At 45.7% G+C, this 12,258-nt stretch carries 12 protein-coding genes; 8 read left to right on the top strand and 4 right to left on the bottom strand.

Features of this window, described 5'->3' with window-relative positions; genetic code table 11:
- Positions 1–14: 14 nt before the first annotated feature.
- The 3 genes from uxaC to PRU_RS16075 all read left to right on the top strand — a co-directional run bounded on the left by uxaC (position 15) and on the right by PRU_RS16075 (position 2,625).
- On the top strand, positions 15–1,421 hold the full coding sequence (gene uxaC / locus PRU_RS07050; RefSeq protein ID WP_013065670.1) for a glucuronate isomerase: 1,407 nt from the start codon (positions 15–17) through the stop codon (positions 1,419–1,421).
- A 153-nt stretch (positions 1,422–1,574) separates the two neighbouring features.
- Entirely contained in the window at positions 1,575–2,471 is an 897-nt protein-coding gene (locus PRU_RS07045; protein ID WP_041385874.1) for an RluA family pseudouridine synthase, read from the top strand.
- Between the two features lies 1 nt (position 2,472).
- Positions 2,473–2,625: a hypothetical protein gene (locus PRU_RS16075; protein ID WP_170857807.1), complete on the top strand. Its 153-nt coding sequence runs from the start codon at positions 2,473–2,475 to the stop codon at positions 2,623–2,625.
- Here PRU_RS16075 and PRU_RS07040 read toward each other — a convergent pair.
- On the bottom strand, positions 2,600–3,256 hold the full coding sequence (locus tag PRU_RS07040) for an HD domain-containing protein (RefSeq protein WP_013064404.1): 657 nt from the start codon (positions 3,254–3,256) through the stop codon (positions 2,600–2,602). The genes PRU_RS16075 and PRU_RS07040 overlap by 26 nt on opposite strands.
- 69 nt (positions 3,257–3,325) lie before the next feature.
- On the opposite strand from PRU_RS07040, the gene menA reads away from it, so the two are divergent.
- On the top strand, positions 3,326–4,240 hold the full coding sequence (menA, locus tag PRU_RS07035) for a 1,4-dihydroxy-2-naphthoate octaprenyltransferase (protein WP_041385873.1): 915 nt from the start codon (positions 3,326–3,328) through the stop codon (positions 4,238–4,240).
- On the opposite strand, the gene PRU_RS07030 is transcribed toward menA, so the two are convergent.
- The 3 genes from PRU_RS07030 to uvrB all read right to left on the bottom strand — a co-directional run bounded on the left by PRU_RS07030 (position 4,237) and on the right by uvrB (position 9,503).
- On the bottom strand, positions 4,237–6,567 hold the full coding sequence (locus tag PRU_RS07030) for a putative porin (protein ID WP_013064143.1): 2,331 nt from the start codon (positions 6,565–6,567) through the stop codon (positions 4,237–4,239). The two genes, menA and PRU_RS07030, sit on opposite strands and share 4 nt — an antisense overlap.
- Positions 6,568–6,749: 182 nt before the next feature.
- Positions 6,750–7,367, bottom strand: coding sequence for a DUF4468 domain-containing protein (locus PRU_RS07020; RefSeq protein WP_013065701.1), 618 nt, complete (start codon positions 7,365–7,367; stop codon positions 6,750–6,752).
- Positions 7,368–7,463: 96 nt separating this feature from the next.
- Positions 7,464–9,503, bottom strand: a complete 2,040-nt coding sequence (gene uvrB / locus PRU_RS07015; protein ID WP_013063438.1) for an excinuclease ABC subunit UvrB — start codon at positions 9,501–9,503, stop codon at positions 7,464–7,466.
- Between the two features lie 109 nt (positions 9,504–9,612).
- Between uvrB and PRU_RS07010 the strand changes: the two genes are divergently transcribed.
- The 4 genes from PRU_RS07010 (at position 9,613) to PRU_RS06995 (ending at position 12,209) form a co-directional block, all read left to right on the top strand.
- Positions 9,613–10,440 (top strand): outer membrane protein assembly factor BamD, encoded by an 828-nt coding sequence (locus tag PRU_RS07010; protein ID WP_013063050.1) that lies wholly within the window; start codon positions 9,613–9,615, stop codon positions 10,438–10,440.
- A 3-nt stretch (positions 10,441–10,443) separates the two neighbouring features.
- Positions 10,444–10,782: a DNA-directed RNA polymerase subunit omega gene (locus PRU_RS07005; RefSeq protein WP_013063820.1), complete on the top strand. Its 339-nt coding sequence runs from the start codon at positions 10,444–10,446 to the stop codon at positions 10,780–10,782.
- A 1-nt stretch (position 10,783) separates the two neighbouring features.
- Positions 10,784–11,245, top strand: coding sequence for a DUF4293 domain-containing protein (locus PRU_RS07000; RefSeq protein WP_013064554.1), 462 nt, complete (start codon positions 10,784–10,786; stop codon positions 11,243–11,245).
- 178 nt (positions 11,246–11,423) lie between these two features.
- Positions 11,424–12,209 (top strand): hypothetical protein, encoded by a 786-nt coding sequence (locus PRU_RS06995; protein WP_013065341.1) that lies wholly within the window; start codon positions 11,424–11,426, stop codon positions 12,207–12,209.
- Positions 12,210–12,258 lie beyond the last annotated feature (49 nt).

Here is a 12,258-nt window from a genome sequence, read left to right as displayed (position 1 = left end):
AAACAAACAGTTTTATGAAGCAGTTCAATGATGAGAACTTCGTTCTGGAGACCCAGGTGGCACAGGACCTGTATCACAATCATGCGGCTAAAATGCCCATTATCGACTATCATTGTCATTTGATTCCTGAGATGGTGGCCAAAGACCACAAGTTTAAGAGTATTACTGAGTTGTGGTTGGGTGGCGACCACTATAAGTGGCGTGCCATGCGTACCAATGGTATCGACGAGAAGTATTGCACCGGTAAGGATACCTCTGATTGGGAGAAATTCGAGAAGTGGGCTGAGACCGTTCCTTATACATTCCGTAACCCTCTTTATCATTGGACTCATCTGGAGTTGAAGACTGCTTTTGGTATTACGAAGCAGCTCTCGCCAAAGACAGCACGCGAGATTTTTGATGAGTGTAATGAGAAACTTCAGCAGCCAGAGTTCTCTGCTCGTGGCCTGATGAAGCATTACAACGTGGAGTGTGTTTGTACTACTGATGATCCTGTTGATGATCTGCATAACCACATTGAGTATGCCAAGACCAAGGCTAAGGACGATCCTATGATGATTCCTGCCTGGCGTCCTGACAAGGCAATGAACATTGAGAAGGCTGAGTTCTCTAAGTATGTAGAACAGCTGGGTGAGGTTAGCGATGTGAACATCGTGAAGTTTGCAGATATGGTTGATGCTCTGCAGAAGCGCCACGATTTCTTTGCCGAGAATGGTTGTAAGCTTTCTGACCATGGTATCGAGGAGTTCTACGATGAGGAGTACACCGATTCTGAGATCGAGACCATCTTCGAGAAGGCTATGCGTGGACAGTCGCTTTCTAAGCTCGAAGTTCGTCAGTTTAAGAACTGCTTCCTGACAGTAATGGCTGAGATGGATGCTGATGCCGACTGGACACAGCAGTTCCACTATGGCGCTATCCGCGATAACAATACCAAGATGTTTAACCAGCTCGGTCCTGATACAGGTTTCGATTCTATCGGTGAGTTCAATACCGCTAAGGCTATGTCGACTTTCCTGAACAAGCTGAACATGAAGGATAAGCTTACACGTACCATCTTATATACTCTGAATCCTTGTGCCAACGAGGTGATTGCTACTATGCTGGGTAACTTCCAGGGTGGCGAGCCAGGTAAGATTCAGTTCGGTTCAGGCTGGTGGTTCAACGACCAGATGGACGGTATGGTTCGTCAGATGAATGCCCTTTCGGTTCTTGGTTTGCTGAGCCGCTTTGTTGGTATGCTTACCGATAGCCGTTCGTTCCTGAGCTATCCACGTCATGAGTACTTCCGTCGCATTCTGTGTAATATGCTCGGAAACGACGTTGAGAAGGGCCTTCTGCCTTGCGATATGGAGATTCTGAGTCGCATGGTTGAGGACATCAGTTATAACAACGCCCGACGCTACTTTAAATTCTACTAATAAAAAAAGACCGCAGGTTTTCGAATCTGCGGTCTTTTTTGCCTTTGAGCTTCGCTCGAAGGTAGACTGCATCTCGGAAATACAAAAAAATCGTGATTTATTTTGTATTTCGCTCAATTTGCACTACCTTTGTCCCCCAAATAAGATGTTGAGATGAGATATAACGCAGGCTATAACCGAGAGGGTGACTATGAGCACCTGGTGGTCAACGAGTCGATGCCATTGTTGGAATGGTTGTTGGCCAATGTTCAGCAAAGTCGTTCAAAGATAAAGGCGACTCTGCAGGGTAGAGGTATCAAAGTAAATGGCAAGACTGTGAGTCAGTTTGATTTTCAGTTGGAGCCAGGTATGAAAGTGGCTGTTAGCAAAACCAAGCGCAATCAGCAGTCGTTCAAGAGTCGTTACGTGAAAATCGTTTACGAGGATAAATGGCTGATTGTGATTGAGAAGGCTGAGGGCATTCTCTCGATGGCGGCTGGTCACTCATCACTGAACGTAAAAACAGTGCTGGATGATTATTTCAAGAAATCGCGTCAGAAATGTACGGCACATGTGGTACACCGACTGGATCGTGATACCAGTGGACTGATGGTTTATGCCAAGGATATGGAAACCGAACAGATTCTGGAGCATAACTGGCATGATATCGTGTACGATCGCCGATATGTAGCTGTTTGTTCAGGCGAAATGGAGAACGATGAGGGTACTATTGCCAACTGGCTGAAGGATAATAAGGCGTATGTAACTTATTCGTCGCCAACCGATAATGGTGGTAAATATGCCGTTACGCATTATCATGTGTTAGACCGCACTACCGATCACTCTTTGGTAGAGTTTAAGCTCGAAACAGGTCGTAAGAATCAGATTCGTGTGCATTCAGCTGATATGGGACATCCTGTATGTGGTGATCCTAAGTACGGCAATGGCGATGATCCTATACACCGCCTTTGTCTGCATGCGTGGCTGCTGTGCTTCCATCACCCAGTAACCGGTGAGCCTATGGAGTTCGAAACACCTGTTCCAACTGCATTCAAAAAACTGTTTAAGTAAAATGGGAAACGTAAGTTATTACATATTTGTGCTGGTAGCCATCGTGGTAGCCTTCTTGGTGATTAAGAAAGTTGCTTCTTGTCTCATCAAGTCGGCCATTCTGATAGCGATGGTTGTAGCTCTTGCAGCTATTTACTTTCTGTATCTGAGATAGCTGCCTCTTCAGGGAAAATTCGGTCGAAAGCCTCACGAAGTTGTTGTGGCTGTTCGATAATGGTTCTCAATTCGTTGAGTCGTTTAGCGTTCGGCGAATTGGGAATCCATAGTTTTATGTAACCGTCTTTTGAGTACTTGCTGGCCATGTGCTCTTTGAAGCGGGCCCAATGTTCCTCAACTGATTTCTCGGGGTAGTTAGCCAAGCCAAACTGGATGCAGCGACGAATAATACGGTCTGGATCGATGTCTCTATCAGCTTCGGCCACAATCTTGCCGTATATAGAACGGGGACTGCGACTGGCTGATGCACGATGATCCTCTACTGCCTCTTTCATGATCTTAATCTGTTCGATCGAGAACCATTTTTTCAGGCGGGCATCGGCTGCCAGAATCTTACCGCCACGCATATGGTGATCGGCGCGATGGCCGCACATGCCCAGATCGTGGTAGGCAGCAATGGTATAAACCATGTTGACGTCAGCTCCCGTAGCCCTAACCAGCTCGAGAGAATTGCGTATAACTCTTGTGACGTGCTCCATGTTATGTGCACGGTCAAACTCAGCGTATTTTGGGAGAATCTGTGTCTCGATAAACTCCACTAAATCCAGACTCGGGGTATTGCTTGTCATAAAAAGTTTTGATTTTCTTTGCAAATTTACAAAAAAGTAGTTACTTTTGCAAGAAATTTTAAGAAAATTATGGCAGAAGAACAAAAAATAGTGACGGATTCGGCTAAAGCATGGTTGTTGGCCGCCCGTCCAAAAACATTATCAGGAGCTGCGGTTCCTGTGATGATAGGTGTGGCTTTGGCATATTCTGACGCAGCGCAGTATGGTGAAGGAACGTTTAGCTGGGTAGCGGCATTGCTGTGCTTGCTGTTTGCCTTTGCCATGCAGATTGATGCCAACTTTATCAACGATTTTTTTGATTTTGTGAATGGTACCGACGATGCTGAAACACGCTTAGGTCCGCGTAGAGCCTGTGCGCAAGGCTGGGTAAAACTCGATTCGATGAAGAAAGCGATTGCCTTGACAACCTGCATTGCTTGTGTGATAGGTTTGCCGCTAGTGTATTATGGCGGTTTCGAGATGGTGCTGGTTGGAATGATATGTGTGTTATTTGCATTCCTTTATACCACGTGGTTCTCGTATCAAGGCTTAGGCGATTTGCTGGTACTTGTGTTTTTTGGTTTGGTTCCTGTCTGCTGTACCTATTATATACAGCTTCATGAGTTTACTTGGGAGTTGGTACTTGCTTCGATAGCTTGCGGACTGGTTATCGATGCGCTTTTGATAGTGAATAATTTCCGCGACAGAGATAACGATCGTCAGGCTGGTAAGAATACCATCATTGTGCGTTTAGGTGCAAAAGCCGGTTTGCAGTTATATATAGGTGTAGGTGTTGGCGCTATGATTCTGGGTGGTACATTCCTGTTGAATGGTCATCTGCTTGCTTTTGTATTCCCATTCATCTATCTCGTGCTGCACTTTATCACTTATCTGAAGATTAAGCGCATATACCAAGGAAAAGCGCTGAATCTCTGCTTAGGAGAAACAGCGCGTAATATCTTTATCTATGGTGTTTGTGTGAGTCTTGGACTTCTGCTTGTTTAGTTGAAGAAAGGCCACGAAACACCAAAGTGTATTACCGATCCGTTAGTAGGATAGTGCGGTGTGAGGAACTTCATGTGGTTTGCACCATTGTTAACCACATTGGTCATTACCAGGAAGAATCTTACACCCTTCAGTGTCATGTTTGCATAAACGTCAATAAAGGGGAACTCACCTAATTCAATACGGCTGGCCTCGTTCTTCTGAACTGCAAACTGATTGATGGCAGGACAGAAATCGGGAGCGTAATACTTGGTAAAGTAGGTGGCATCAGCACCCAGTTCTACACCCAGCACCTTGGCTATCTTAAACTTCAGGTAAAGATTGGTGAAGATATTCAGGTCGGGCAAGGGTAAAACTTCCTTGTTGCTGGATTTCTGATAGGTGATAACGTTTTCCCAGTTCAGTGGGCCCAAGCGGAAGTTCTGATGCAGCTGAGCTGTAAGTATCTGGATATTCTCGCCTTCCTGATAAACACCTGCGGTCATATTCTTACGTCCTCCATTATCGGTCAGGTCGTAACTCATACCGTAGTAGGTGTAGTTCTTGATATTCTCGGCAGCTATACGCAGTTTGGTATTGGTCTTCTGATAACTGAACAGACCCTCAATGCGACTGCGTTTTTCTCTGTCGAAATTGTTATCCCACCAGATATGCTTAGAGTGATAGGTGGCTTGCAGGAATACAGGGTTGCACTGCTGATAGAAAGCTGATGCTGCCAGCTGGACGGTATCGCCGAATAATGGGAAGTTCAGATCGGTACTGAAGTCGATAGTCATGTCGCCTGCATCAGCTCCCGAAAGCCATCGCTCGGCAGTAAGGTTGAAATGCAGTGTCTTGCCTTGTGTCTTACTCAGCTGGGCACCGAATGTAAGGTTATACTCTTTCCACTTATTCCAAAGCAGCAAACCATTCTCCAATTCAGGCATCTGATAGGTGTTGTGCTCGTACGAAACAAATGCCTTCAGGCCGGCTTTTACGTATTTATTGAAGCCTTCGAGCAGTGCCAATGCCAACGTGTTTTTGATATGCTGGTGCTTAACCTGATCGTAAATCGAGTCGTTGCCATATACCAGACCCTGTTTATAATAGGTGTTCTGGTAATAATTTGTTGGCGTGCTATAGGCCTGATAGATGTGGTTGTAATTGCTGATATCGAGTGTGTGGATGAAACTGGTTACAGGTACGTATTCGCGTTTCATCGTGGCGTCGATAGAATCTTGAATAGCCTGCAAGCGATTCAAACTATCGATGGCAGCCTGACCGTCAACTTTTATGCGGGTGGTGTCGGCAGCTATATCGAGCGCGTCTCTTTGTGGCTCTTTGCCTACCACCTTGGCTCCTTCGGGGCGACCGGTTGGCTTCTTGGTATCTTTTTCTTTGCGCAACTCTTTCTTGTCGGCATCCTGCTGCTCCTTTTCTGCCTCGTGCTCCTTCATCGATTCCTTGGCAAACTGGCGGGCCTTGATTTCTTCGTCGGTCATCTTAACCATGCGATAGAAACCAATGTTGTAACGATGACTCAGGAACAGGTGCTGGTGGTCGTTACGGTTCCAGTTCTTTGAGAGCACGGTAGGAATTTCACTCTCAGTATAATTGTCGGTGAATGATTCGGGATGGGTTACATAATCATCGGTAGTGATACCACCATTCTCTGAAGCTTTCTGGTGAGCGGCATTAAAGAAGAAATGCATCTGATAGCGGTCGCCTAAATACGAACCAAACAAGGTTCCGTTAAAATGCGAAACGTTCTGATTGCTGTAATAGCCGCGGGCATAAGCATAATCCAGATCGAATCCGAAGTTGAGTCGCTTGTTGGCGTTTACTGCGAATTTGGCATCGATATGGTCCTCGCCGTTGGTCTTATCGCCGCAATTGTCGTAAAGTACGCTGGTATAGGGCGACAAGGTGTTCATGTACAGCAATTCGTCTGGCTTCTTATTCACAAAACTGTAGGGCTCGGTGAATATGAAGTAATCGCCATAAGGACGGTCGATAAAGATACGACTCAGTCGGGCGGTATAGTTGCTTCCCGTGGTGTTATAGTCGCCATACATGCCACTATTGAAAGTGGTATTCATAAACAAGTGCGACAGGGTGTCGGGCTCTGTAGGAATTACATCACCAAACCTTCTGTCGATAGTCCACGTGTAGAGTCCCTTTGGAATCTCCTTGTGCTGAGTGGTATCCTTGCTATGCTTGTTGAAGTTCTCGCTTCGACGGCTTACATTTCCGTTCTCGTCAATCTGATTGAAATCACGATCAGTCTGAGCGCTGACATGAGCCAGCGCCAATAGTGCTACGATAAGTGTGGATAGTCTTCTGTACATAGATTATTTGATCATTCGCATAGACGATTCGGCTATCTTGAAGCACATCGAGAATAAGATGATGTACAAACCGAGGGTATGTCGTTCTTCGTTCTTAGAGAAAAAGAAAATCAGCCCTACGATTGCGCCAATCATAAAGATTAAATTCAGAATATTGCGTATCTGGTCTTTGCTCATGTTATTTATTTATCGTTTAACAACGTATTGAACTTATTGAAGATAAAGTCCTTACGGTCAATTGTTTTGCGGCGGAACTTAGCCGAGAGTGGATACAGCTTGGTATGCTTCTTGTTAACGGCATACTTGTCGGTAATCCATTCTTCAGCATTATAGCGTACGGGCTTGCGCTCGATGTCGTAGTTATACGAAATGTGAGCGATTTTTACATCGGCCTGCTCGTCGCTGCATTTTACAATCAGCTGGAAGTTAAACTGAGTGCGGTCGAGCGACAGGGTGGTGTTCTTGAATACCAGCCACTCGTGGAATACGGCGCCCAGCTCATGCTTGTCGGCATCCTTAATGGCAACGGCGCTATTGGCAATCTGGTTGGGCTCGTTAACCATCTTTTCCATCTGCTTAAGCAGAATGTCGTAAATCTGCTGAGCCGATTTGCCTGGCGCTTTGATGGTGGTCTGCCAGCAAACCTTGCCGTCAACCTCTGGTACTGCACCTTCTGCCAGGTATTTGGCATCTGGGTTAACAGTTGAAACAGGTTCCTGTTCGATACGCTCCCAAGTATTGTCCTGAGCCGAAGCTATTACAGGCATTGCCATCAGTATGGCTATCAAAAACTTTTTCATATAACCTTTTTTATTTTAATAAAACCGTGCAAAAGTACTAATTTATTTTTAAATTTTAGCACGGATTACACGGATTAACACGGATTTTATGTTTTTTTACTTCAATTCCAGCTCTTTCTGCAATCTAACTATCTCATCGCGATATTGTGCAGCTTGCAGGAAGTCGAGCTGTTTGGCAGCTTCTTTCATCTTGCGTGTAGTCTCTTCTATCAGCTTTTCCATCTGTGGTCGGGTCATGCGTTCCTCTATCGGGTCGGCAGCCACTCTCACACCAGCATCGCCGTTTTCGGCAGCCATCGAGAAGTTACGCATCAGCTCCTTCGTGTCGGCACGGTTCTCCTTCTGTAAAGCGTTGAAACTCAGGTTCTTCACAATCTGCTTTGGAGTGATGTGATGCTCCTCGTTGTATTTCATCTGTTTCAGGCGGCGGCGCAGGGTTTCGTCGATGGTTAGCTGCATCGATGCCGTGATGGTATCGGCATACATAATCACCTTGCCGTTTACGTTACGGGCGGCTCTACCGGCTGTCTGCGTCAAGCTGCGATGACTGCGCAAAAAGCCTTCCTTATCGGCATCAAGGATGGCAACCAGTGATACTTCGGGCAGGTCGAGACCTTCACGAAGTAGGTTTACACCTACCAGTACGTCGTAAACGCCTTGGCGCAAATCGCTCAGAATCTTTACACGGTCCAGTGTGGCTACATCGCTATGGATGTAGGCGGTTTTTACGCTGTGGTTCAGCAGATATTCTGTGAGTTCCTCGGCCATGCGCTTGGTCAGTGTGGTGATGAGTACACGCTCACCACGATGACTACGAGTCAGGATCTCGTCCATCAAGTCGTCTATCTGATTCTCGCTGGGGCGTACCTCAATCTCTGGGTCGAGCAGTCCTGTAGGACGGATAACCTGTTCAACCACTACGCCCTCGGCCTCATTCAATTCGTAATCGGCTGGGGTAGCGCTCACGTAGATCACCTGATTCACCTCCTGCTGGAATTCCTCGAACTTCAGCGGTCGGTTGTCGAAGGCGGCAGGCAAACGGAAACCGTATTCTACCAGGTTCTGCTTGCGGCTGCGGTCGCCGCCATACATGGCGCTGATTTGCGGTACACTTACGTGACTCTCGTCGATAATGAGCAGATAGTCGTCGGGGAAGAAATCCAGCAGACAGTAAGGACGTTCGCCAGCTTGGCGACCATCAAAATAGCGGCTATAGTTCTCGATACCCGAGCAATGGCCCAGTTCCTTGATCATTTCCATGTCGTACTCTACGCGTTCCTTAATGCGTTGAGCCTTGATGTTATCGCCAATCTCCTCGAAATAGAGCACCTGTTTCATCAGGTCGTCCTGAATCTGGTGGATGGCTATGTTGGTTTGCTCTTGCGAGGTCATGAAAAGGTTGGCTGGGTACAGGCGGTATTCGTCGAAACTGGCCAGTCGGTCAAAGGTAACAGCATCCATCTCTTCGATGGCGTCGATCTCATCGTCCCAGAATGTAATACGGAGTACCACCTCGCTATAGGCCATCGCAATATCTACGGTATCGCCCTTTACGCGAAAGTTACCTCGCTGCAAATCCAAGTCGTTTCGTACATATAATGCGGCTACCAACTTTCTTAACAAAGCATTGCGGTCAAGAATCTGACCTTTCTTCAGCTCGATTACATTCTCCTGAAGCGCTACCGGGCTTCCCATACCATAAATGCATGATACGGATGATACCACAACTACATCGTTACGACCTGAAAGTAGGTTGGATACGGCGGATAGACGCAAGCGGTCGATCTCGTCGTTGATGGCCAGATCCTTTTCGATGTAAGTATCGGTGGTGGGTAGGTATGCTTCTGGTTGATAGTAGTCATAATAGCTTACATAAAACTCTACGGCGTTCTGCGGAAAGAAACCTTTCATTTCTTCGTAAAGCTGTGCTGCCAATGTCTTGTTATGACTCAGAATCAGGGTAGGGCGATTGTGTTGCGCAATCACGTTTGCCATCGTAAATGTCTTACCCGATCCCGTTACTCCAAGCAGTACCTGAGCACGGTCTCCGCGATCCAATCCCTCAGTTAACTGACGTATCGCCTCGGGCTGATCGCCAGTGGGTTTATATTCCGATGTTAGTATAAATTTGCTCATTGAGTGTGCAAAGATACGAATAAGTTATTAAAAAAACATCAAAAAACGCCAAAAACCTTACATAAAACTTTGTTATTTGACCGAAAAGTGCTAATTTTGCACCCCGAATATGAATAAAGGTATCATTACATTGGCATGTGCGGCATTACTGCTTAGCAGTTGCGCCTCAGAGTTTAACAGTGTCTACAAGTATGGTGACACTGATTATAAGTATGAGTATGCTAAAGAAGCATTCGCATGTGGAAAATTCCAGCAGGCTACTTCGCTGTTGGAAGAACTGGTGACTATCAAGAAAGGCTCCGACGAAGCTCAGGAGTGTCTGTATATGTTGGGTATGGCTCAGTACGGCAATCTGGATTACGATGCTGCTTCGGAAACTTTCAAGAAATATACTACAAGCTATCCTCGTGGAACCTATGCCGAGTTGGCTTACTTCTATGTAGGTCAGTCGTTGTATCAGAGTGCCCCCGAGCCTCGACTGGATCAGTCGCCTACTAATGGCGCCATTACTGCCTACCAGCAGTTTATGGATCTCTATCCCGAGTCATCGCTTCGTCCTCAGGCTCAGTCACGTTTGTACGAGCTCCACGAGAAGCTGATTCAGAAGGAGTATCTCTCAGCCGAGTTGTATTATAATCTGGGTGGCTACTTCGGTAACATCAACTCAAACGAGGAGAGTAACTACAATGCTTGTATCATTACGGCTCAGAACTGCCTGAAGAACTATCCTTACTGCAGTATCCGCGAGGATTTGATGCTGCTCATTATGAAGGCTAAGTTCGAGTTGGCCGAGAACAGTTCGGAGGAGAAGCGTATGGATCGTTATCGCGATGCCGAGGACGAGTGCTACGGATTCCTGAACGAGTTCCCTGAGTCGAAGAATGCCGCTATGGCCGAGAAGTTTATCAATAAGTGCAAAAAAGTTATTAAAGATTAAGATATGGATTATAAGAAGTCAAAAGCACCGGTTAACACCGTAACACGTAACATTATGGATCTGTGTGAGGACACAGGTAACATCTACGAGAGTGTAGCTATCATTGGCAAGCGCGCCAATCAGATCAGTCTGCAGATTAAGGACGATCTCTCTAAGAAGCTGGCTGAGTTCGCTTCATATAACGATTCACTCGAGGAGGTATTCGAGAATCGTGAGCAGATCGAGATTTCTCGTTACTACGAAAAGCTGCCAAAACCAAGTCTTCTGGCTACTCAGGAGTTTATTGAGGATAAGGTTTACTGGCGTGATCCTTCTCGCGAGAACCAGAACCAGGAAGATTAATATGATACAGCGTAAGCAGACATTATATCTTTTGGCGGCCATTATTATGACCGTCATTTGTCTTTGTATGCAGATAGGCTCATTCAAGTTGGGTGGTATCTCTGTGGCAAAGGTGTATAACCTTTGGTACACCGACCCCATTGGCAAGCATCATTTTGATACCTGGCCCTTGATGGCTGTACTGCTGCCTACAGCGGTAATCGCTACCTACACCATATTTATATATAACAACCGTAAGATGCAGGCTTTGTTCTGCTTGTTCAATGTGTTGTTTATCATTGGTTGGTATGTGGTATTCTTTGTTGTAGGTCAGATGGTGGGCGATAAGTCGTGGGGAGCTGTTGTTTTCCGTCCCTCTTGGCCAGCTGTATTCCCAGCTATCTCGCTGATACTCTACTTGATGGCTCGCCGAGCTATCCTGGCAGATGAAAAGCTGGTTCGCTCGATGGATAGAATCCGATAAAAAACGATAAGTTTTAGGTGTAATTTGCACTCTAGGTACTTTTCAATTGCAAAGTACTTAGAGTGCATTTTTTCTTTAGGTACTTTTTTTTTAGAGTAAAAATTTGCATTTTAGGAAGAATATATTTATCTTTGCAATTGATAGGAACTGTTATTACTAATATCAAACACTTACGAATATGAAAAAACTACTGATTGCATGTTTTGCGTTGTTGATGGGAATAGCTACTGCATCGGCACAAGAGTATTATGAGCGTGGGGTTTTTAACCACTTAGGTTTGAATGTATCGGCAAGCACCGAGGGTATCGGTGTGAGTGTAGCTGCACCTATTACCGACTATCTGGAACTGAGTGCTGGGGTGAACTTTATGCCAGGCGTTAAGATTAAAGGGGATGTTAACGTAGATTACAATCTCGGAGTTCTTCCTGCACAGGTTACTATTCCTAACCACGACAAAGTTAAGATTACTGGCAATTTGAAGCGTACCACAATGGATGTAAAGTTGAACATCTACCCATTTGGAGGCAATTCTACTTTCTTCGTGGCTGGTGGTTTCTCGTTTGGTGGTGAGAAACTTGGCAAACTGACAGGTCATAGCGATGCTATACAGAGTGCTATTACTACTTTTCCAACTTTCAAGGATGTGATTCTGAATAGCATCTCTGCCGAACTTGACAAATATAATGTAAAGTTCGACGAGAATGGTGATATCAACGGCGATATCCGTGTAAAGAATTTCCGTCCGTATGTTGGACTGGGTGTGGGACGTCTGGTGCCCAAGCATCGCGTAGGCTTCCGTTTCGAGGCTGGCTGCCAGTTTATGGGAAAGCTTAAAGTATATCAGGACAATAAGGAGGTTAAGATAAACGAGTTGAACGATAGCGATGATGACTTATCAAAGATCATTGATAAATGGACCGTTTATCCAGTACTGAAACTTACGATTACTGGTCGCATCTTCTAAGCGAAAACAATAATCCCCACTCAAGCGAGTGGGGATTGCTATTTCTGAT

The organism is Xylanibacter ruminicola 23, from assembly GCF_000025925.1.
In the GTDB taxonomy this organism is placed as follows: Bacteria; Bacteroidota; Bacteroidia; order Bacteroidales; family Bacteroidaceae; genus Prevotella; species Prevotella ruminicola.
The sequence above is the reverse complement of the archived record's forward strand: the minus strand, read 5'-3'. Positions and strand labels throughout refer to the sequence as shown.